Genomic DNA, 21,107 nt, shown 5'->3' with positions numbered 1-21,107 from the left:
TCCTGAATTCAGAACATGTACTACTTGTTTCGTATTAACCACTTGCGAATAAACCCCTTAATTCCCTGGACTTTGGTTTCTATGACGGCATCGCTTGCCAAATAACGAACGGCTAGAAGATGAACGTCTTTGGATGCTGCGCAGTTTGGAAAGGCCAGAATGAACGGCACTTGTCTTTTCACAGCCTGGACCACATGGGAATCACTGCTGATATGACCCAGGAAAGGAAGATTCAACTGTAAAAATCGGCTTGCCGCCATTCTAATTTTGTCACTAGTTGCTGCAGCTTCCCGTATGTCCCCGGCCTGATTGACAATAAGTCTGAAGGAAACATCGGGATGAGAGTTATGTACTACTTTCATTAATGCGTAGGCGTCGGTTATTGCCGTTGGCTCCGGGGTGGTGACCACCAGACAGTCATCGGCAGTCGAAATGAACTTCATTGTTTCCTTGGACAAACCAGCACCTGTATCAAACAAAATATAATCCATGCTGTCAGCAATCTCGGCAATCTGGTTAGTAAAATAATTGAGATCGTTCTCGGAGAGCGAGAACAGCTCGTCCATACCGGAACCGCCTGCGATAAAAGGAAGATCTTGCGGACCGAGCTGAACAACCCGGCTAATATCGGCTTCTCTTGTCAGCAAATGATAGAGGTTATATTTGGGTGATACCCCCATCAACACATCTATGTTCGCCATCCCGATGTCAGCGTCAAATAAAAGTACTTTCTTACCCAGCGATTGCAGGGCTAACGCAAAATTCAGCGTAAAATTCGATTTGCCAACGCCGCCTTTTCCACTGCAGACTGTTATGATCCGAGCACTTGATCCTTCCATGGTCATACGCTTGGGGTCTTGCCTGGACACAAGATGTCTTAAAGCTTGCGCTTGATCCATTAATGTCCACCTATTCCCAGCAGCATATCTGACAGTTCTTCTTCAGAGGCAAGCAACAGATCCTCCGGAACGTTCTGCCCATTGGTCAAGTAGGACAAGGTCAACGGAAAATCATTCAGCACATTGAAAAGAGGGCCGTAGCTTCCCGTTTCATCCAGCTTCGTAAAGATTACTTTATCCAGCGGATACCTGCCGAAATGCTCGGCAATCTTCTTCATATCCCGGCTCTTGGAGGTCATGCTGAGAACCAGGTAGGTCTCGCTCCTCAATTCCTTGGCCAACAGACTCTGCAATTCAGCAACGAGCAGCTCATTGCGATAATTACGTCCTGCCGTATCCATCAGTACGAGGTCGCAGCTTTCGAGTCGAAACATCGCCCGCTGCAAATCACCGGGCGATTGAACTACTTCCAGTGGAATGTTCAGAATAGACGCATAGGTTCGCAGCTGATCTACAGCCGATATCCGGTATGTATCCGAAGTGATCAAGCCCACTTTGCGGCCATACTTGAATAACTGCTCTGCGGCCAGCTTCGCGATTGTCGTTGTTTTACCGACGCCTGTAGGTCCGGCAATGTACACGATCTGAGTATTCGGGCGTATCCCTTGACCTACACGGCCAGTGAGAAAGCTACTGATCTGTTCAGCCAGACTTTCGTCGAACTGTTCAGACCTCCAGGTTCGCCCTTCTTCATTCCAGCGGTCAAAAATAGTGCTAATCCATTCTTCCACCAGTACCGTATCCAACTCCTGATCTACCAGTTGACTCCGCAGGATCTCCAGACGATCCGGCAAATCACGCGATACTGAGGAGTGCCTTGCAATCCGTTCCATCCACTGCTTCATTTCGCGGATTTCACGCAACACCTCAGGGTCAGGACCTGGTGCTTCATTTAAGGTAGGCCTTCTCGCTTCCTCCATGAAGTCGACATTTAGGAGCGGGGACTCAGGCTCCTTGCTCAGCAAAGTCTGCCTCAGCTCCCCCGTAGTCGAAGGTGTTTCTTGGCGCAAGGCAGGCGCTGGCACAACAGGTGCCTCCTGAATGCCTATCGCCTCAGACAGTGCTGCGGCAATCTCGGCAAATGTGCGGTTCTCCTCAGGGGCTTTCTGCTCTTCAGCAGCAAGCGGCGTCGCAGAAGCTTTTTTATACGCCTGAGGAACGGCATTGCGCGGTATGCTCAGAGAAGGCGCTGGCGGCTTGGCCGGAACAACAGGCTTCTGCTCCTTCTCTACGGCAGCAACCACTTCTATCTTTTTCTTTTGGAAGAGTCCGATAAATCCGCCTACTTTGATCTCTTTGGTACTAAGAATGACGGCGTCGCTGCCAAGCTCATTACGGATGGACAACATGGCGTCAGGCATTGTATCCACCACATAACGCTTCACTCTCATAGATTCACCACTCCAACGCTTTGAATTTCAATGTTCGGTTCCAGCTCGCTGTAGGAGAGCACTGGGATATCCTGCATCGTGCGTTCAATCACCTGCCGCAAATACATGCGAATATTCGGTGAGGTCAGCACAATCGGTTGCTGTCCTGACTGAAGCAGGCGATTGATCTGCTCGGTCAGTCGCTGATAGACCGTTTGTGTGGACACCGGATCCAGCGCGAGATAGCTGCCCTGTTCCGATTGCTGCACACTTTCAGAGATTTTCTTTTCCAGTGTCGGCCCTACGGTAATTACCCGCAGCGTCTCCCCAATCTGGGAAAACTGCTGAGTGATTTGTCTCGACAAGGATTGACGCACATACTCGGTTAGAATGTCAGGATCCTTGGTGTAGGTTCCATAATCTGCGAGCGTCTCGAAGATGGTTACGAGATCCCGAATGGAAATCTTCTCACGAAGCAATTTCCCCAGCACCTTCTGTACATCACCAATGGCCAATACTGAAGGAATGAGCTCATCCACAAGTACAGGGTAATTTTCCCGTAAATTGTCGACCAGCATTTTGGTTTCCTGACGTCCGAGCAGTTCATGCCCATGACGCTTAATCAGTTCGGTAAGATGTGTAGCCACTACAGACGGAGGATCAACCACGGTATATCCTGACAACTCGGCACGTTCTTTGACTGATTCATCAATCCATAGAGCCGGCAGTCCGAAAGAAGGTTCCACGGTTTCAATTCCGTTGATGGACTCATCATCATATCCTGGGCTCATAGCAAGATAGTGATTAAGTAATAATTCACCGCCGCCAACGTTATTTCCTTTAATTTTGATGACGTATTCGTTCGGTTTTAGTTGAATATTGTCGCGAATGCGAATAACAGGCACTACAAGTCCCATTTCTAGTGCACATTGCCGCCTAATCATGATAATTCTGTCGAGTAGGTCGCCACCCTGGCCTGTATCTGCCAAAGGAATCAAGCCGTAGCCAAATTCGAACTCGATCGGATCGACGGAAAGCAAGTTAATAACACTTTCGGGACTACGCACTTCTTCGATCTGCTTTTCTTCCACAAGCTGTTCTTCCGCAATCTGCTTCCGATTGAGATTCTGACTCATCCGATAAGCCGCAAAGGCCATCAGTCCAGCTAACGGCAACGTTGTAGTGAGATGAATTGGAGTAAACAATCCTAGGAAGGCTACCGTTACAGCTACAATGTAGAGCAGCTTCGGATAAGACAATAATTGTCCTGTCAAATCCTCGGCCAAATTTCCTTCCGAAGAAGCACGGGTAACAATCAAGCCGGCAGCCGTCGAAATGAGCAAGGCAGGAATTTGGCTAACCAACCCGTCACCAATCGTCAGTACGGAATAGGTTGACAGTGCGTCACCAAAAGGCATTCCATGCACAACCATCCCGATGATAAATCCGCCTATCAAGTTGATTAGGAGGATAATGATGCTGGCAATAGCATCTCCTTTAACAAACTTACTGGCCCCGTCCATCGCTCCGTAGAAGTCTGCCTCGCGTTCTACTTTTTGACGACGCTCACGAGCCTGCTGTTCATTAATCATGCCGGCATTGAGGTCGGCATCTATACTCATCTGCTTTCCGGGCATCGCATCGAGTGTGAATCTCGCGCCTACCTCAGCTACGCGCTCAGAACCTTTGGTAATAACTATAAATTGAACAACTACGAGAATCAGGAACACGACAAAACCGACTGCAATCTGTCCGCCGGCAATCCAGCTACCAAAGGTAGCAACTACGGCACCTGCATCCCCTTTAGAAAGAATCAGCTTGGTTGTCGAAATGTTCAATGCCAGACGGAAAAGCGTTGTAATCAGAAGCAATGCTGGAAAGATTGAAAACTGCAAGGCTTCCTTGGTATTCATGGCCACCAATATGATGGTTAACGCAACTGAAATATTGATAACTAGTAAAACGTCCAGAAGCCAGGACGGGATAGGCAGAATCATCATAAGCACTATACCGATGATGCCCACTAAAACAGATAGATCTCTAGCTTTCAATGTCCTTAACCTCCCCCGTCTTATCTCTTCTTGCCTTTAAGCTTGTATACATACGCCAGTACTTCGGCAACTGCCTGGAACAAATCTGCAGGGACGGTATCCCCGATTTCAGCCCTCTGGAACAGCGCCCGTGCAAGCGGCTTGTTTTCCATAGTCACAACGCCATGCTCCTTGGCCAGCTCCCGGATTCGGAGTGCCACGTAGTCCTGGCCCTTGGCAATAATCTGTGGCGCCTCCATCATGGAGCCGTCATATTTCAGCGCTACTGCAAAGTGCGTCGGGTTCGTAATGATCACATCCGCTTTAGGAACTTCCTGCATCATCCGCTGCATAGCCATCCTGCGTTGGCGTTCCCTGATCTTGCCTTTAATTAGAGGGTCACCCTCCATTTTCTTATATTCATCCTTGATATCCTGTTTGGACATTTTGAGACTCTTCTCATGCTCATATTTCTGATACATATAATCGAGAAGAGCCAGTACCATCAGCACCACGCCTATCTTAAGTCCGAGCGTCAACGTTAGTTTGGCTACGAATTTGAAGATTCCTTCCGTATCGATATGCGACAGTGACATGATGCTTCTTTTTTGTCCCCATAACGTACTGTAGACCAGATAAGCGATCAGCAGCAGCTTGAGGATGGATTTCAGAAATTCCACAAGCGAACGCATGGAAAAAATATTTTTAAACCCTTTGATCGGATTAATTTTACTGAACTTGGGGGTTAACCCTTGTCCGGAGGCCATAAACCCGACCTGCATGATATTGGATACTAATGCCATTATAAATGTAATTCCGAGCAGTGGAGCCAGCAGTAATAGAACCTGTACTCCGTACCCGCTGAACATTTTCATCACATTCTCAGATGAAATTTCCTGTAGCATCCTGTTTTGAAAAACATCCATATACAAGTCCATGAAGCGTTCCTTCATATAACCGCCAAACATGGATAAACTTAGCACTGCGGATAACAGCACAACAGCACCCGACAGCTCCGCACTTTTGGCCACCTGGCCTTTTTTGCGCGCATCCTGTCGTTTCTTAGGGGTGGCTTTTTCTGTTTTTTCTCCCCCGAAATGCTGAAGATCCAGTTTATAGCGCCTAGGCTGCGGCATAACTATCTCTCCTTATGGTCACCTATGGACTACTCCCCATCAGCTTCAGCAAGTTGTGCATGGATTCAAACAAAATATCGAACATGCTTCTGAAAAGAACTGCCAGTCCTGGCATCAGCACAAGCAAAAGTGCCAGACCAATAATGATTTTAAGCGGAACCCCAATCACAAATACATTGTATTGCGGAGCCGTTCTCGCCAGAAAAGCAAGACCTATATCTGTCAGAAACAATGCCGCCACCAAGGGCGCAGACATTTGAAAAGCAAGGATAAATGATTGAGTAAATGTACGCACAAGGAATTCCGACAAGCTGCCGTCTATCATTTTTAGGAATAGATCATTATTAATAGGAACCCAATTATAGCTGTACACAATTGCATCGAGCAGATAATGATGTCCGTTCATGCTCAGGAACATTAGCAGCGCAATCATATACTTGAAGTTACCGAAAATCGGTGCGGACGCGCCAGTCATTGGATCAATGACATTCGCAATCCCGAAGCCAATTTGGATATCAATAAAGGAGCCCGCCGTTTGTATCGCCATAAAGATGAGGTAACCTATAAAACCTAGCAGGAGTCCAACTAAAATCTCTTTGGCAATCAATAGGATATAGCTAAGATCCTGCGGGACAACCAATCCAGTTCCACTTGCACTAAACACTATCAGTGACACAAAAAAGGAAAGGCCTATCTTGAAGGTCATTGGCACCCCATTAGATGAAAACACAGGTACGACAACAAAAAATGCTGAAATTCGACAAAAAAACAACAGAAAGACGGGAAAACTTTGCAGCATGATCTCCATATCCGTTACTTACCGATGTACATATGGAGATTGCCCAAAATCTGGCTTGTAAAGTCGACCAATTTCGTAATGATCCAAGGCCCGAACAGCAGCAAGGCCAGCAATACTGCGACGATTTTGGGAACAAACGCTAGCGTTTGCTCCTGAATCTGTGTCGTAGCTTGAAAGATACTGATAATTAGCCCAACCGTCAGACCCAGAATCAGCATGGGCGCGCTGACTTCCAGCACGATATATACGGCTTGGCCAGCTAGGCCGATAATAAACTCCGTATTCATCCCCTATGCCTCCTCATAAACGTCAGGTGTTAAAGCTCAATAGCAGTGATTTTATGACCAGGTACCAGCCGTCTACCAGTACAAAGAGCATAATTTTGAAAGGTAATGAGATCATTACGGGCGGTAGCATCATCATCCCCATTGCCATCAGGGTGCTGGCTACCACAATATCAATAATTAAGAATGGTATGAAAATAAGAAAACCCATAGTAAATGCTTTTTTCATTTCACCGATTGCAAAAGCAGGCACAATGACTGTTAATGGGATGTCGCTGTATGTAGCCGGCTTGTCTGTCCCCGTATACCCTGTATATTTCATAAATAGTAACAGGTCTTTGGAATTCGTCTGCTTGAACATGAATTCCTTCATTGGATCAGCTGCCTTGTTCAGCGCCTCGCTCTGGGTAATTGTACCTTTCATATAAGGCTGCAGTGCCGTCTCGTTAATGGTCGAAAATGTCGGAGCCATCACGAAAAGCGTCAGGAAAAGAGCAAGCCCCACAAGTACCTGGTTGGGCGGCATCTGCTGTGTACCGAGCGAGGTTCTGACAAAGCCCAGCACAATGACAATCCGGGTAAAGCTGGTCATCAGGATAACAAATGCCGGGGCAACACTCAGAACCGTAATAAGTAGCAATATGGATATGGAACTGGTTCCCCCGCTGGAACTATTATTACCCCCAATTTGAACATTGATATTAGGGATAGGATCAGCGTGCATCGTATGAATCATAAGAATGCTAAGGCTACTGAGCAGCAGAAAAGCGAGAATTAGCTTTTTTTTCATAAATCCCTCGACTCATTCTTGGCGGCATCTTCCCGAAGCAGCTCCTCCATCTTCTCTTTGCGCTCAGGCGCAGAGCGAAGCTTGGATTGAAGTGTCTCATAAAAGGACGATGTTTCACTAAGTTCGATTTCCTGAGATGAAACTTCCCCGCGCTGCCTATTTCTAAATTTGGAGATAAGCGGCACGAGAAAGTTGTTACGGCCTGAGGACTGGTCCTCGAAAGCCGAGATAATCAACGCTACCTCATCCGGGTCGGTCACCTTATCCAATATGGATACGTCCTCTCCGACTCCGATCAGGTACAGGCTGCTCCCAACCTCAATGACCTGCATCGACTTGCCCGGACCAAGCCCCACCGCACCAAGTGTGCGCATGGAGCGTCCGCTCATCCAAGTCTGATTGCGGCGGCCAAGAAAGCGGATCAGCAGCACAATAAGAACTATGATCACCGCAAGCACTAAAATAACGTTAAGCAAGTTCAGCAGGTTGTTACCCGTTCCAAGCGGTTCTGTGTTGCTCGGCATAACTGTTTCCTATACGCCCAGCGTTTTGTTTATCGCTTCAATAACACGGTCTGCCTGGAATGGCTTCACGATAAAGTCCTTGGCACCCGCTTGAATTGCATCGATAACCATAGCCTGCTGGCCCATGGCTGAACACATAATAACCTTGGCGCTTGCATCCACTTTTTTGATCTCTTTCAGGGCGGCGATTCCGTCCATCTCAGGCATGGTAATATCCATCGTGATCAGATCTGGACGAAGTTCCTTAAATTTCTCGATGGCTTGAGAACCGTCCTGGGCTTCGCCCACTACTTCAAATCCGTTTTTGGTCAAAATGTCCCGGATCATCATTCTCATAAATGCTGCATCGTCCACGATTAGAATTCGATTAGCCATTTTTACTAAATCCTCCCTAAGTACGCTATTGTAATTTTTGAATACGGTCCCACTGGCTGACGATATCCGTAACACGAACACCGAAGTTCTCGTCGATAACTACGACTTCCCCTTTGGCAATAAGTTTGTTGTTAACCAGGATGTCCACAGGCTCACCGGCTAGCTTGTCCAGCTCGATAATCGAACCCTGCGACATTTCCAAAATATCTTTAATCTGCTTCTGGGTCCTTCCTAATTCTACGGTGACTTTCAGTGGTATGTCCATCAATAAATTTAAATTATTTTCGTCAATGTTGCCGAAGGCGCCCCCACTAAGATTGGCGAATTGCACCGGCTGAACGTTGACATTGCGATTCTGTGGCGGGCTAGCCGGCGGCGGTGTCTGCGCGTAAGGCATTCCTTGCGGCGGCACCCCGTATGGCGGCATTCCATAAGCAGGCATTCCTTGCGGCGGATAATAGTAGCCACCTTCCGGCATTCCCGGATACGGAGGCACTCCCTGCTGCGGGTAAGGCTGCTGAGCCGCGCCCTGAGGCTGCTGTGGCGGCGCCTGCTGCACCGGAGGTGCTTCTGGAGCCGGTTGTTGAGCTGGAGCCGGTGGGGGCAGCGTGGCCGCAGCAGCTGTCTCCTGCTCAGAAGGAGCTACATCACCAATCAGCATCGTAACCATATCTTTGGCAAAGCGCACCGGCAGAAGCTGCATAATCGTCGAATCGATCAAGTCACCGATTCTAAGCCGGAAAGCAATGCGAATCAGTGTCTCTTCATCAGGAAGACTTCCTACCCCTTCACCGCTGGACATGTTAAGAATGTCAATCCCCGGTGGCGAGATATTAACAAACCGATTGAAAATGGTCGACATCGACGTTGCGGAAGAACCCATCATCTGGTTCATGGCTTCCTGAACCGCACTGATATGGATTTCATTCAGCTCTTCTTCCTTAGGTTCACCTTCTCCGCCAAGCATCAGATCAGCAATGACCTGTGCATCACGGATCTTGATCACAAGCGAATTAATTCCTTGGAACCCGTCGACATATTGTACATGAACAGCCACATGCGGCTTAGGAAATGTCTCTTCAAACTCACCCCGTGTAATAATTGATACTTGAGGTGTTGTAATATCAACTTTCTTGCCCAGCAATGTGGACAATGCAGTGGCCGCGCTACCAAACGTTATATTCCCTATTTCACCCAAGGCATCCTGTTCAAACGGTGTTAAAAAATCATCCACCGTCTTTACCGCGGCAGGCATCGTGCCCTCCGCAGATTGTCGCAGAAGAGCGTCGATTTCTTCCTGGGATAAGTAGTCTTTACTCGTCAAGTTCCTCAACTCCTTCATGGACAATCTCGTCTATTTGCACCGCTACCCGATCCTTAATCATGCCGGGGCTTCCAATGAATTTCAGCTTGTTTCCTACCTTAATCGACAATCCAGAATCCACATTTCTGTTCAGCGAGATTACATCACCGACACTAAGTCCGAGAAACTCGGCTATGGACAGCCTGGATTCACCAAGCTCAGCCACAATCGGCAGCTGCGCCTTGTGCACCCGTTCTCTTATAGCATTAATTTCTTCTGGATCTCTCGTCTTCTTCTCTGAAACAAACCATTGGTGCACCGAAAGTCGGGACATGATTGGCTCCAGCACCACGTGAGGAATACATAGGTTGATCATCCCAGTGGTATCCCCGATTTTAGTGCTTAAGGATATCAGAGCAATCGTCTCATTAGGCGACACGATCTGCATAAACTGTGGATTGGTCTCCAGTGCTTCCATACGCGGCTCAATATCCAGAACCGTCTTCCAGGCCTCCTGCAAACTTTCAAAGCATCGGCTGAAAATACGCTCCATAATCGTTGTTTCAATTTCGGTTAACGAAGTGATTTTGGATGGCGCGGTTCCGAAACCACCTAGAAGCCTGTCAAGCATGGCAAAGGCGATATTCGGGTGTACCTCCATAACCATTCGCCCTTCCAGGGGCTCAGCTTCAAAAATATTCAAAATCGTCATTTTTGGAATGGAGCGGATAAACTCATCATAAGGGAGCTGCTCCACCTGAACGACATTGATCTGCACAAACGTGCGCAATTGGGCTGAAAAGTACGTTGTTAGATAGCGGGCAAAATTCTCATGAATCCGCGTAAGGCTACGGATATGATCTTTCGAAAAACGTACGGCCCGTTTGAAGTCATAGGAGCGAATCTTTTTCTGTGTTTCTTCTTTCTTAAGCTCATCGGCATCCATTTCACCGGATGACAATGCAGCAAGCAGAGCATCAATTTCGTTTTGTGAAAGTACATCAACCAATTCAATCACCCCCCCATCAAGGATTTATCCCCCGGTTACTACTGTCTTGCAAGTACGAAATTGGTAACTTCAATCTGGGTCAGCTTACCTTCAGTCAATGCTTTGTTAATCAGATTGACTAGCTTGCTGGCAAGCTGATCTTTCCCGCTTGCACCATTCAACTCTTCTGGTTTTGAGTCCGCAAGTGTCTTGATAATAATAGGTTTGATCTTAATCTCTTGGATCTTCTCAAAAGCTTCTTTGGATTTCACAGAATCCAGTTGAAAAGCCAAATTTATTAAAACGATATAATCGGGGTCAGCTGAATTAGTTTTGATGTCCTTGATTTCAGCCGTTAGTGCGACAATCTCATCCGCATTTAAATGCTTCGTCTGCACATTTTGCACGGCTTGATTCACATCATTGGGATTGCTTGGGAATAGCTTGTCCCATAACAGAAACGCAGCCACTACGATCAAAGTGATTGCGAGTAGAATTGTAATGAGCCAAGGCAGCATCTTTTTCATGAAAGCTCCTCCATACTTTGGAATTTAATGGTGGCAGCATTCGTGCCGATGTCCTTGTTGTAATCACGGATTTTTGCAATAACCTCATCGGCTTTTTCAAGCACGATCAGTCTCTTTCCCGTTACCAGCGTAACATACGTGTCCGGGCCTTCCTCAACCATCTCCACCAGCAGGGCATTCAGCCACATGGGTGTACCATTTAATCTTGTTACGGAAATCATGACAGGCCTCCTAACAAAAATAGGGAGAGGAGAACCTCTCCCCCGATTGTGCATCCTCGCCATTGGCGAACGTTATAATTTATAATAGCAAGCTATTGAATCATTTTCATAAATCCATAAGTGAGCGTCTAATCATCGATATCTAGTTGCACATGGTTTTGGTATAACTAGATATTGCACCTATTCGGATTGAAATCCGCATTATGAAATTGATTCATTAATAACGTTATTTAAAATTAACGCTTCAGATTCACAACTTCCTGCAGAATTTCGTCAGAAGTCGTGATAATCCGTGAGTTGGCCTGGAAACCGCGCTGTGTCACGATCATTTCCGTAAACTCACCAGTGAGATCCACATTGGACATCTCCAGCTGACCTGCAACAATGGAGCCAGTTCCGGCTTCAGCATTGTTCGCAGTGGTAGGCTCAAGTGCGCCATCCGGGTTAGCATTCAGGGTCATCCGGTACAGATTCCCCCCGATTTTCTCCAGACCTTGCGGATTGGCAACTTTACCGATTCCGAGTTGAGGTCCTGGCTCGGTTGTGCCGTCTGCTCTAGATAAGATAATTGTGCCGTCACTGGAGATGGAAAATGCCGTTACGTCGTCACCGAACTGAATGGGGTCTCCGTTGGAATCCACAACATGCAGACCGTCAGCAGTCAAGAGATTACCGGCCGCATCTGGACGAAAATCTCCTGCACGGGTCAGAAAAGGAGTTTCCTGATCTCCTGACAGTTTTACGAGGAAAAATCCATCCCCATCAATCCGCAGGTCAGTTGGATTGTTCGTGGTCATCGCACTGCCCTGAAGATGCATCGTATCAATAGAACCAATGCTTACACCAAGACCTACCTGCTTCGCATTCACCCCGCCTTGTCCGCCATCGGTTGGAGCCGTAACACCGGATACCGTTTGACTCATGATATCCTTAAACATCACACGACCGGATTTGAAACCTACAGTGTTGACATTTGCAATGTTGTTACCGATGACATCAAGCTTGGTTTGGAAACCGCGCATTCCTGAAACCCCAGAATACATTGATCTTAACATTTAATGTCGTCCTCCCAGATTATAGAGTCTATACGACCCGTGGAATGTAAAGCTTAATCAGAGCTTAGGACCGCTTCAGTCGGTCGGCGGTCACTCCGGCTCTCCGTTAGGACCGGCCGGTTTAAGATATAATCACTGCACTATCAATTTGCGTAAACACGTTGTCTTTCATCGAGTTGCCATCCATAGCTGTAACCACTGTGCGGTTAGGTACGCTGACGATCAGCGCCATATCCTTCATTAATATCAATGACTCTTTGCTTCCCTTGGCAGCAGCTTTGTCTACTGCGGATGAAATTTCATCCAACTGACGACTTCCAAGTTCAATCCCTCTTTGTTCCAATCTCTTAGCGGCATGGTTGCTGAATTTCAGCATATTCCGCTGCAGCATGCTCTCAAAAGATGATTCCGGGGATGCTGCATCTTTGGCAACAGACGGTCGCTGCAGGATTGAAGGATGGACGGCTGCCGGATACATCTGACCTATGGTCATCCGGTCACTCATTGCTCCGCCCCGCTCTCCTTGTCATTGACCGAGGTGTCATTAGCATCATTGGCTTTCGCCTTGGTATCGACTGGAGTTGCTTCATTATCACCAGTTCCATTGTCTGGTGTATCCTCAGCTTTTGGCACTTCATTCTGAATTTTGGTAATGTCACTCAACGCAATTTTGTCATTGCCGACCACCGCATACTGAAGGCCGTTACTCACCAGAATGGAATCCACTTTGCCGGATTTCTCCAAGCTCTTACTATCCATCCAAGTTATTTCCTTGCCGATCAATCCAGAAACAGAGCCAAGTGACTGGTTCATTTCCGTTAGCTGCTTCGAGATATTCGTCAACTGCTCAACCGAGGTAAACTGTGCCATCTGAGCAATAAATTCTTTATCCTCCATCGGTTGCAGCGGATTTTGATTCTGCAACTGGGTAATCAGAATTTTCAGAAACTGATCTTTTCCTAACTTGGAATCACCGGTAGTCTTCTTATTGTTGTTCTCAGGATTGTAATTCCACTGGTCTCTGTTCGATACCGGTGGTGGTGTTGTAGTCATCGCCGTTCACCTCTCTTCCTCATGTTTAGATTTTAGCTGAGAAGGAACCTCCGTGATTACGTTCTCCGCTTCCTTCGCCCGCTACCCAGTCTCTCCAATCACCAGTAAGCTCCGCTGCAAGAACGGCATCTCCGGTATCTTCACTGCGCTGCTTCGAACGGTTGTTGCCGGACTGTTGCCCACCTGAACCGGGCTGACGGCCTTCCTGGCCGAATTGGGAATGCAGCGGTGCATTGTTCTGAGTTACTTCCAGTTTCTCCACCTGTAGGCCCTGGGACTGCAACGCAGCACGTAGCTGAGTCATTTGCTGCTCCAGCATATCTTTGGTGGCAGCATGCTCAGTCATGAACTGTGCGACCAGGTGACCGTTTTGCATTGTAATTTTGACATCAACCTGTCCAAGATGTTCCGGAAACAATGAAATCGTAGCTTCAGCAGCACTGCCCTTTCTCACAATCTCCAGCTTTCCTGTAATAAAGCCTGTCATTTCCTCGGCAAACTGATGTACAGGAACCTGTGGTGAAGGAGCTTCCGCTTTATGCATAGCAGTGATCCCATTGCGAAGTGACAACTGACCCGCCGTAACGATTTCATGCTCGCCAGCTTCTGTTGGTTTTACTTGTGCAGACTCTTCTTCTTTAGCAACACCTTTAGCAGCAACAGCTGTTACTGCTTTAGCTCCTGAAACAGTTGGGGTGTCAGGCTGTTCTTCGGTCGTTCCCTGCTGTATCGCAGTTTGAGAAGATGACGTCGCACCTTTAGCTGCCGTCGCGTCCACTGGACTATAACGAAGCACAGGCACTGCTTTATCTTGAGACTTAGTCTTACTTTCTACACCTAGGAGCTGTTCAACTGCTGCCGTGGATGTATCAACGAGAGGACCATTTGCAGTTTTCGTTTGATCAACAGATGGCGCTACTAGTTCTAGCATTGCTGACAGCTGTTTTACCAGTTCAACACCTTTGGCTACTGCAACTTCGTCGCCTTTATCCGCTGATTGTTGAATCACGTTGACCAGATTATGAAGCTCATCCTGAAGGGCGAAGCGCAAAGTGGCTGAGTGCTGAGCCAGTGGCGGTAAACTTCCCTCAAGGCCTCCGCCTTTAAGATGTCCATCCTCCGTTAACTCCTGGAACGAGTTTCCTGCCGCCGATACCAAAATCAACCATCCTTGCAATGCCGCTTGCAGCACAGGATCACTGCTAATCTTGTCATCCTGCTTCTCCAATTCCTCTGTCACTGCATTTAACAAATCTTCTGGCGTCTGTTGACCTTGTTGATCGCCAGATTCACTTACTGTTTGCTGCGTAGCACCAAGTAGTCCCATTAGCAAAGAAGTTAAGCTTCCCAAAGACTGTGGGGTAGCTGACGCATCTTTTGCACCCATCGTCTGAACAAGTGTCTGGGCGAACGGCTGTGTTGTAGTAGAACCTGCTGAAGCCCCTGACTGGGAACTCCCTGTCAGCGCATTGCTGCCCATAAGGGATTGAATAATCAAGCTCATTGTTATTGTTCACCTCCTCTCAGGTCTACTTGCCTCCCATTAGCCGGTTGACAATTTTGGCAGCCTGAACGCTGTCATTCTTCGTCATTTCGCCCAGTATGGACGATCTCACGGAATCGCTGACCGTATTCATGATCGTAATTACTTTATCTGGACTGATCTTGTACATTTCTCCAAGCAGTGAAGCTGCGTTTGCAGGTGTCATGCTGGAAAATGTCTGGTTCAGCTTTTCCTTGTCCAGATTCTTAGTTCCGTTAGCAGGCGTTGTCGCTGCTGCGTTCGAATCTTGTTTCAGTCGAGACTGAAGTGCAGCAATAGCGAGATCCGAGGAAGTCGTCTCTTCCTTCAGCTTGATAGAAACATCTGCTGCTTTTTTCGGGTCCATTTTCTCAAGGATTGCAGTTTTGCTTGCATTATTCATCACACTGAAAATCTGCACCATTTCTTCTTGTGTCAAATTCTCCATGATGGGTGCTGCCTTGGACGGTTTCATTCCGGCGTAGAGTTTGGCCAAATCCTTGACCTGCTTCAGATAATCATCTTCAGTAGTAGCCGCTTTGGCTTCTTCCGCAGCCTTTGCTTCTTCTGTCATCGTATTTACCTGAGACTCAAGCGCCTGCACCTTGCTATCCTGAGCTGTTTTCTCTTCAGTTATCTTCTTCAAGTTCTCCTCTTGCTTGGAAAGCTGTGACTTCAATTCTTTGATTGTAGAATTTGAGCTTTCAGCTTGCTTCTGGGCCTGCTTCTTCGGATCTGCGGGTTTGGAAGGATCCGCTGGCGGATCAGGAACCCATTTTTCCAAAATAGGAATCTTATTCGCAATCGCAAACACATTATTGCGGATATCCATATTAAAAAGTGTCAACAGTACGCCAAGTAGTACGAGCGTAAATATAATCGGTATCATCAAGAACAAGAAACGCTCAAACTTTCCTGCTGACCCTTCGTTTTCCAGTTCAATATCATTATTTGCCACTAGGGGAAACCTCCCGGGTTAGAGGGATTTCATCGCGAAGCGGACGGTAGCCATCTCATCCAGTTCGTTTTGTTCCCGTAAAATCATATTTTGCTGAAATAGCATCTGGGCTTTATCCTTTGCCTTCAGCCATACTTTTTCATCCAACATTTTATTGCTCAGCTGATCCTGCTTTCTCTGAACTTCCTGATGTGCACGGCCAATATCCGCATGCTTGCGAATAATGCATTGGTCCAGATAATCAACGTAATCCTGCATCTCCCGTATCTTCGCCATCGGCGTTCTGTGTTCCGCTGCGTTTTGCAGAGCCATCATTAAATCACTGCGCTGGGCAGTCAATTCCTCGAGGCTCTTCTCCTGTGCCTGCAGTTCTCCGAGCGCGCTTGAGAGCATCCACTCTGCCTGTGTCTTTTCGTTAGCCTTCAAGTCTACGACCTTTTGAAACGTATAATGAAATTTCATAATACTGAATCAACTCCTTGAGAACTGGGAAATTAAAGATTCCTGAACTTCAGTAAGCGTCACTTTTTCATTAACCTTCTGTCTCGTGAACTCCCAAATGCTGTCGATATAATGGATCGACTCATCGATCTGGGCATTAGAGCCTCGTTGATAGGCACCGATATTGATCAAATCCTCTGAATCCTTGTACACAGCCATGAGTCGCTTCACATTCTCAGCAGCCGCTATCTGATCTTCGGGAGCGATATCCTTCATAACACGGCTAATGCTGGCCAGCACGTCAATGGCTGGAAAATGTCCTTTATTCGCGATGCTACGGTTAAGCACGATATGTCCATCCAGAATCCCCCGAACCGCATCGGCGATCGGCTCATTCATGTCATCCCCGTCCACCAGCACCGTGTAGAACGCTGTTATTGATCCAGTTGGACCTGTTCCTGCACGTTCCAGAAGCTTCGGCAGACTGGCAAACACAGAAGGAGTGTAACCTCTCATCGCTGGCGGCTCGCCAACAGCAAGTCCTACCTCACGCTGAGCCATCGCATAGCGGGTAACAGAATCCATCATCAGCATGACATTCAGTCCGCGATCGCGGAAATATTCGGCGATTGTGGTAGCGATCAATGCCCCCTTGATACGGATCAGAGCCGGCTGATCTGAGGTAGCTACTATAACTACTGAACGCTGCAATCCTTCCGGACCTAGATCACGTTCAATAAAATCAAGCACTTCCCTGCCCCGCTCTCCAATAAGCGCAATGACATTCACATCTGCCGAGGTATTGCGGGCGATCATGCCCATCAGTGTACTTTTACCGACGCCTGAACCCGCAAAAATCCCAACCCGCTGTCCTTTACCTATGGTCAATAGCCCATCAATGGCGCGCACTCCAATGCTGATCGGTTCATGCACACGTGGCCGGGTCAGCGGATTGGAAGGAATATTAAAAGTCGAGCTATGGGGCATGCGGGCTGGGATTAGCGAGCCGTCAAGTGGCTGACCAAGACCGTCAAGCACCTTGCCGAGCAGTTCGGAACCAACTTGAACACTAAGTGGTTTTCCTGTTCCGACCACGTCACAACCTGGACCGATGGCCTGAAGCTCGCCCAAAGGCATCAGCAGCACTTTATTATCACGGAAACCGACGACCTCAGCCTGCAATGGCTTGCTACCCTTAGTCGGGTAGATATAACATACATCTCCAATGCTTGCGTCTGGTCCTTCCGATTCCACCATAAGACCAATAACTTGCGTAACCTTGCCGTTGATTCTAACTGGATCGAGATTACGAAGTTGCTCTTTGTAGCGTCTACTGTCAAGCATGCTCTTCACCACTTCCATGCTCCTCGGAATCCAGCGCGATTCGTACCAGCTCTTTCTTAATCTCCGAAAGTTGAGTATCAATACGGGCGTCTATGCTGCCAAAGGAAGACCGGATCACACAGCCCTGATCTTTCACCGTTGAATCAGGCAAAATCTGCAGCTCTGCTTGCGAATCTACCGCGAGCGCCAATTCCTCTCTGGCCGCATTCACAAATGCGAACTGTGCAGGTGACACACAGAGCGAGATCAATCCTTGCTCGCGCTTGCGCGCCAGATTCTTGCGAATCAGTTCCATCGCGAACTGTGGCTCCAAGGTCAACTGCTTGTCCACGATCTTCTCGGCGATGTCACAACTCAGCTCTACGAGGAAAGGCTCAGCCTCCTGAATAATAACATCTCTCGCCTTATAGGCTTCTTGTAATACTGCCCTGGCTTCTTCCATCATCTCGGCTAGCTTCCGCTGCATCTCTTCCTCTGCCCGCTGGACGCCTTCCTGATACCCTTGCTGAAATGCCTCGGATTTAACTGCCTCTACAAGGTGCTCATCCTGCTCCCGACGTTGCCGCCACCACTCTTCGGCTTCCGCCTGCGCCGCCTCCACGATGGATTCAGCCTCAAGGGAGGCATCACGCACCTGTCCTTCAGCAAACTCCTTCGCATCCTTCAGCATTTGCTTGCGGGCCTGCTCCGCCTCTTCTTGCGCGGGATCTTGATGGTGGATTTCTCCAGTAGATTCCTCCGGATCGGGTTCTTCGGTGAGCCCGGCATATTGCCGGGCCTGCTCCAATCTCTTGAGTACATCTACCGGAACATATTGGGAGTGTTTGATCAGCTTAGACAATTATGTCATCTCCTCCACCGCGGGCAATAATAATCTCACCGGATTCTTCCAGTCTGCGGATCGTACCGACAATACGCGTCTGAGCTTCCTCCACATCACGCAGCCGCACCGGACCCATGTACTCCATTTCCTCGCGGAATGTCTCTGCCATACGCTTGGACATGTTGCGGAAAATAACATCCCGAACTTCCTCGCTGGCCACTTTGAGAGCGAGCTGCAAATCCGCATTCTCGATATCGCGGATAATACGTTGAATCGAACGGTTGTCCACGTTGACAATGTCCTCGAATACGAACATCCGCTTCTTGATTTCCTCAGCAAGCTCCGGATCTTGAATTTCCAAGGAATCCAGAATCGTACGTTCTGTACCGCGGTCTACGCCATTCAGAATTTGAACGATGGACTCTATGCCGCCAGCGTTGGTGTAATCCTGAGTAACCGTCGCTGACAGCTTTTGCTCGAGCACCCGTTCAATCTGGGTAATAACTTCTGGCGAAGTGCTGTCCATGACGGCAATTCGCCGCGCAACCTCCGCTTGCTTCTCCTGCGGCAGTGAAGACAGGATCGCTGCGGCTTGTTCAAATTGCAGATAGGACAAGACAAGTGCAATGGTCTGTACATTCTCGTTCTGAATAAAGTTGAGGATCTGGTTCGGATCTGCCTTTCGAGCAAAATCGAATGGCCGCACCTGCAGCGTAGCTGTCAGGCGGTTGATAACCTCCAGTGCTTTCTGCGAACCCAGTGCTTTCTCCAGAATTTCCTTCGCGTAATTGATACCGCCTTGTGAAATATATTCCTGGGCGAGGCAAATCTGGTGAAACTCCGCCATAATCGACTCTTTTTCACCGCTATCAACCTTACGCACATTGGCAATCTCCAACGTAAGTTGTTCGATTTCATCGTCCCTTAGATGTTTGAATATTTGCGCCGACACTTCCGGCCCAAGTGTGATTAGCAGAATTGCAGCCTTTTGACGACCGCTAAGACTCTGCTGTGTAGCTTTAGCCATTAATCAGTTCACCTCTGTTCGTCTGCAAGCCATGTACGCAGCAGATTTACGAATTCGTCCGGTTTCTTCTTCGCCAGACTCTCAAGCTGCTTGCGAACCTGGCTTTCATTCGTCACGCTCTCCAAATTAATGGAAGGAAACTCAGTCGGAACTTGCAGAGGAATGTCTTCTTCCTCTTCTTCTTCCTCGGCTCTATTACGTCTCCGATAGATGAAGTATCCCACCCCGGCACCTACTAGTAGTGCAGCTGCGCCAATGGCCCAAATCATCCAGTTAGCAAGTCCGGTAGAAGTGGTCGCCGTAGTACTGGAACCAAATGGTTGCGAAAATACCGAAACTTTTTTGGCCAACTCTGCGTCTGTATAAGTAACATCAGAACCAGCCAGCGATGCTCTTACAATATTGACCAAAATGTTCTGGATAGCAGCTGTTGTTGGCTGATCCAAAGAATTTTGTCCATCAGGTGGTTCAACTGCCACATTAATGGTTAAATCTTTTACAGAGTACGGACTCGCAATGATATCTTTAGTGATTCGATTCACTTCATAGTTTCTAGTCTCCGAAGATTCATCCGAAGTCGACTGCCCCGAACCCGTTGCGGATGGGAATCCGGCAACATCCTGGGTACCTGTACCAGCCAGACCTCCAGCATTGTTAGGATTATCTTGACCGGAATACGAGTTACTAATGATCTGGGAACTGATCTCGATCCCCTTCATATTCTCTGTATCAACCGGTGCGACAAGATCTTCCTTACGGTTCTCCTTGTCGAAGTTCAGCTTAGACATGACGAGCACATCAACTTTTTCAGGTCCCATCAGTCTGCTAAGAAATTGTTTAACATCCTTTTTGACATCTTCTTCGAATTTCTTCTGCAGCGCAAAATTCTCTTCCACCTGATTGGAGACTCCGCCACCTTGGCCGCCTTTGGCCGTTGGTATCAGCTCAACCTCATTGTTGGCGATCGTAATATTCTCAACCGGTAGATTTGGCACAGCAGTCTTCACGAGATTGAAGTAACCGTCAATATTATCCTGGCTTGGTCTGAATCCAGGCTTAAACGTAAGTACAACGGAAGCGGAAGCCTTCTCTTGGTTAGCCTGAGAGGCAAATACAGTCTCTTTTGGCAGATTGACCAATACCTTGGCATCCTGAATGCCCTGCATCCGTTTCATCAACTGCTCCACTTCACCATTCAGAGCGTTGTTATATTTCACATTAAACTCATTATCTGTTGTACCAATCATGGACGAGTTCTCGTCAAAGATTTTGTACCCGATAGAGCCGCCTTGCACGATTCCCTGCGAACCGATGTCCACCTTGATCCGTGCTGCTTCTGTACTCGGTACAGATATGCTCTTTCCGTCAGGACTCAACCGGTAAGGTGTTCCTTTGGAGTCCAGATAGGTCATGACTGCCGCGGAATCCGTACTGTCCAGATCCCTGAATGCGACTTCATATTCCGTCTTGGACAACTGCATCGTAAGAACCACAATAATTACAATAATAATGCCAAGTGTGGCAAAAAATAATATCTTCTGTTGGTTGCTGAATCTGTTCCAATACTGGGCTGCTTTTTCCCGGTACTGGGCAAATCTTTCATTCACAGTGTCACCCCATCCGAAACTAAGCTAGGAT

23 protein-coding genes are annotated in these 21,107 nt (G+C 47.8%); all 23 read right to left on the bottom strand.

Annotation, left to right across the window (positions count from 1 at the left end; translation table 11 throughout):
* Positions 1–20: 20 nt before the first annotated feature.
* A complete protein-coding gene (locus ACFORK_RS06275; RefSeq protein ID WP_379196746.1) occupies positions 21–899 on the bottom strand; it encodes a MinD/ParA family protein in 879 nt (292 codons plus the stop codon).
* A complete protein-coding gene (gene flhF / locus ACFORK_RS06270; protein ID WP_379196744.1) occupies positions 899–2,290 on the bottom strand; it encodes a flagellar biosynthesis GTPase FlhF in 1,392 nt (463 codons plus the stop codon). The genes ACFORK_RS06275 and flhF overlap by 1 nt, the downstream gene beginning before the upstream one ends.
* Positions 2,287–4,320, bottom strand: coding sequence for a flagellar biosynthesis protein FlhA (gene flhA, locus ACFORK_RS06265; protein WP_379196742.1), 2,034 nt, complete (start codon positions 4,318–4,320; stop codon positions 2,287–2,289). Before flhA ends, flhF begins: the two co-directional genes overlap by 4 nt.
* Before the next feature lie 20 nt (positions 4,321–4,340).
* On the bottom strand, positions 4,341–5,435 hold the full coding sequence (flhB, locus tag ACFORK_RS06260; RefSeq protein WP_379196740.1) for a flagellar biosynthesis protein FlhB: 1,095 nt from the start codon (positions 5,433–5,435) through the stop codon (positions 4,341–4,343).
* A 22-nt stretch (positions 5,436–5,457) separates the two neighbouring features.
* On the bottom strand, positions 5,458–6,243 hold the full coding sequence (gene fliR / locus ACFORK_RS06255) for a flagellar biosynthetic protein FliR (RefSeq protein ID WP_379196738.1): 786 nt from the start codon (positions 6,241–6,243) through the stop codon (positions 5,458–5,460).
* A 5-nt stretch (positions 6,244–6,248) separates the two neighbouring features.
* Complete coding sequence (fliQ, locus tag ACFORK_RS06250; protein ID WP_379196736.1) at positions 6,249–6,521, bottom strand: flagellar biosynthesis protein FliQ; 273 nt, start codon at positions 6,519–6,521, stop codon at positions 6,249–6,251.
* Positions 6,522–6,543: 22 nt separating this feature from the next.
* Positions 6,544–7,308: a flagellar type III secretion system pore protein FliP gene (gene fliP / locus ACFORK_RS06245; protein WP_379196734.1), complete on the bottom strand. Its 765-nt coding sequence runs from the start codon at positions 7,306–7,308 to the stop codon at positions 6,544–6,546.
* Entirely contained in the window at positions 7,305–7,832 is a 528-nt protein-coding gene (locus ACFORK_RS06240) for a flagellar biosynthetic protein FliO (protein WP_379196732.1), read from the bottom strand. The genes fliP and ACFORK_RS06240 overlap by 4 nt, the downstream gene beginning before the upstream one ends.
* 9 nt (positions 7,833–7,841) lie before the next feature.
* On the bottom strand, positions 7,842–8,207 hold the full coding sequence (locus ACFORK_RS06235) for a response regulator (RefSeq protein WP_066362129.1): 366 nt from the start codon (positions 8,205–8,207) through the stop codon (positions 7,842–7,844).
* Positions 8,208–8,232: 25 nt separating this feature from the next.
* On the bottom strand, positions 8,233–9,531 hold the full coding sequence (gene fliY, locus ACFORK_RS06230; protein ID WP_379196729.1) for a flagellar motor switch phosphatase FliY: 1,299 nt from the start codon (positions 9,529–9,531) through the stop codon (positions 8,233–8,235).
* Positions 9,521–10,519, bottom strand: a complete 999-nt coding sequence (gene fliM, locus ACFORK_RS06225) for a flagellar motor switch protein FliM (RefSeq protein ID WP_379196727.1) — start codon at positions 10,517–10,519, stop codon at positions 9,521–9,523. The genes fliY and fliM overlap by 11 nt, the downstream gene beginning before the upstream one ends.
* 38 nt (positions 10,520–10,557) lie before the next feature.
* The gene (locus ACFORK_RS06220; protein ID WP_379196724.1) at positions 10,558–11,025 is read right to left on the bottom strand and encodes a flagellar basal body-associated FliL family protein; all 468 of its coding nucleotides are present in this window, start codon (positions 11,023–11,025) and stop codon (positions 10,558–10,560) included.
* The gene (locus tag ACFORK_RS06215; protein ID WP_379196722.1) at positions 11,022–11,246 is read right to left on the bottom strand and encodes a flagellar FlbD family protein; all 225 of its coding nucleotides are present in this window, start codon (positions 11,244–11,246) and stop codon (positions 11,022–11,024) included. Before ACFORK_RS06215 ends, ACFORK_RS06220 begins: the two co-directional genes overlap by 4 nt.
* Before the next feature lie 236 nt (positions 11,247–11,482).
* Positions 11,483–12,301 (bottom strand): flagellar basal body rod protein FlgG, encoded by an 819-nt coding sequence (gene flgG, locus ACFORK_RS06210; RefSeq protein ID WP_379196720.1) that lies wholly within the window; start codon positions 12,299–12,301, stop codon positions 11,483–11,485.
* Between the two features lie 121 nt (positions 12,302–12,422).
* Positions 12,423–12,806 (bottom strand): TIGR02530 family flagellar biosynthesis protein, encoded by a 384-nt coding sequence (locus ACFORK_RS06205; RefSeq protein ID WP_379196718.1) that lies wholly within the window; start codon positions 12,804–12,806, stop codon positions 12,423–12,425.
* Positions 12,803–13,354, bottom strand: a complete 552-nt coding sequence (locus tag ACFORK_RS06200) for a flagellar hook capping FlgD N-terminal domain-containing protein (RefSeq protein WP_379196716.1) — start codon at positions 13,352–13,354, stop codon at positions 12,803–12,805. The genes ACFORK_RS06205 and ACFORK_RS06200 overlap by 4 nt, the downstream gene beginning before the upstream one ends.
* A 25-nt stretch (positions 13,355–13,379) precedes the next feature.
* Positions 13,380–14,858 carry a flagellar hook-length control protein FliK gene (locus ACFORK_RS06195; protein ID WP_379196714.1) on the bottom strand — a complete coding sequence of 493 codons (1,479 nt, stop codon included), beginning with the start codon at positions 14,856–14,858 and terminating at the stop codon, positions 13,380–13,382.
* A gap of 25 nt (positions 14,859–14,883) precedes the next feature.
* Positions 14,884–15,834: a MotE family protein gene (locus ACFORK_RS06190; RefSeq protein ID WP_379196712.1), complete on the bottom strand. Its 951-nt coding sequence runs from the start codon at positions 15,832–15,834 to the stop codon at positions 14,884–14,886.
* Positions 15,835–15,852: 18 nt separating this feature from the next.
* Positions 15,853–16,296: a flagellar export protein FliJ gene (fliJ, locus tag ACFORK_RS06185; RefSeq protein WP_379196710.1), complete on the bottom strand. Its 444-nt coding sequence runs from the start codon at positions 16,294–16,296 to the stop codon at positions 15,853–15,855.
* 9 nt (positions 16,297–16,305) lie between these two features.
* Positions 16,306–17,619, bottom strand: coding sequence for a flagellar protein export ATPase FliI (gene fliI / locus ACFORK_RS06180; RefSeq protein ID WP_379197144.1), 1,314 nt, complete (start codon positions 17,617–17,619; stop codon positions 16,306–16,308).
* The gene (locus ACFORK_RS06175) at positions 17,612–18,460 is read right to left on the bottom strand and encodes a FliH/SctL family protein (RefSeq protein WP_379196708.1); all 849 of its coding nucleotides are present in this window, start codon (positions 18,458–18,460) and stop codon (positions 17,612–17,614) included. Before ACFORK_RS06175 ends, fliI begins: the two co-directional genes overlap by 8 nt.
* Complete coding sequence (gene fliG / locus ACFORK_RS06170; protein ID WP_379196706.1) at positions 18,453–19,469, bottom strand: flagellar motor switch protein FliG; 1,017 nt, start codon at positions 19,467–19,469, stop codon at positions 18,453–18,455. Before fliG ends, ACFORK_RS06175 begins: the two co-directional genes overlap by 8 nt.
* 8 nt (positions 19,470–19,477) lie before the next feature.
* Complete coding sequence (gene fliF / locus ACFORK_RS06165; RefSeq protein WP_379196704.1) at positions 19,478–21,076, bottom strand: flagellar basal-body MS-ring/collar protein FliF; 1,599 nt, start codon at positions 21,074–21,076, stop codon at positions 19,478–19,480.
* Positions 21,077–21,107 lie beyond the last annotated feature (31 nt).

Source organism: Paenibacillus sp. GCM10012306, assembly GCF_042649265.1.
GTDB lineage: Bacteria > Bacillota > Bacilli > Paenibacillales > Paenibacillaceae > Paenibacillus_AQ.
This window is presented reverse-complemented; position numbering and strand designations above follow the sequence as displayed.

Bases quoted from the DNA above. Each gene is read 5' to 3' on its own strand.
- flgG (WP_379196720.1), bottom strand. From the start codon at position 12,301: ATGTTAAGATCAATGTATTCTGGGGTTTCAGGAATGCGCGGTTTCCAA.
- ACFORK_RS06195 (WP_379196714.1), bottom strand. From the start codon at position 14,858: ATGAGCTTGATTATTCAATCCCTTATGGGCAGCAATGCGCTGACAGGG.
- fliJ (WP_379196710.1), bottom strand. From the start codon at position 16,296: ATGAAATTTCATTATACGTTTCAAAAGGTCGTAGACTTGAAGGCTAAC.
- ACFORK_RS06200 (WP_379196716.1), bottom strand. From the start codon at position 13,354: ATGACTACAACACCACCACCGGTATCGAACAGAGACCAGTGGAATTAC.
- fliI (WP_379197144.1), bottom strand. From the start codon at position 17,619: ATGCTTGACAGTAGACGCTACAAAGAGCAACTTCGTAATCTCGATCCA.
- ACFORK_RS06235 (WP_066362129.1), bottom strand. From the start codon at position 8,207: ATGGCTAATCGAATTCTAATCGTGGACGATGCAGCATTTATGAGAATG.
- ACFORK_RS06215 (WP_379196722.1), bottom strand. From the start codon at position 11,246: ATGATTTCCGTAACAAGATTAAATGGTACACCCATGTGGCTGAATGCC.
- ACFORK_RS06205 (WP_379196718.1), bottom strand. From the start codon at position 12,806: ATGAGTGACCGGATGACCATAGGTCAGATGTATCCGGCAGCCGTCCAT.
- flhB (WP_379196740.1), bottom strand. From the start codon at position 5,435: ATGCCGCAGCCTAGGCGCTATAAACTGGATCTTCAGCATTTCGGGGGA.
- flhF (WP_379196744.1), bottom strand. From the start codon at position 2,290: ATGAGAGTGAAGCGTTATGTGGTGGATACAATGCCTGACGCCATGTTG.
- fliR (WP_379196738.1), bottom strand. From the start codon at position 6,243: ATGGAGATCATGCTGCAAAGTTTTCCCGTCTTTCTGTTGTTTTTTTGT.
- fliG (WP_379196706.1), bottom strand. From the start codon at position 19,469: ATGGCTAAAGCTACACAGCAGAGTCTTAGCGGTCGTCAAAAGGCTGCA.
- fliP (WP_379196734.1), bottom strand. From the start codon at position 7,308: ATGAAAAAAAAGCTAATTCTCGCTTTTCTGCTGCTCAGTAGCCTTAGC.
- ACFORK_RS06240 (WP_379196732.1), bottom strand. From the start codon at position 7,832: ATGCCGAGCAACACAGAACCGCTTGGAACGGGTAACAACCTGCTGAAC.
- ACFORK_RS06220 (WP_379196724.1), bottom strand. From the start codon at position 11,025: ATGAAAAAGATGCTGCCTTGGCTCATTACAATTCTACTCGCAATCACT.
- ACFORK_RS06275 (WP_379196746.1), bottom strand. From the start codon at position 899: ATGGATCAAGCGCAAGCTTTAAGACATCTTGTGTCCAGGCAAGACCCC.
- fliQ (WP_379196736.1), bottom strand. From the start codon at position 6,521: ATGAATACGGAGTTTATTATCGGCCTAGCTGGCCAAGCCGTATATATC.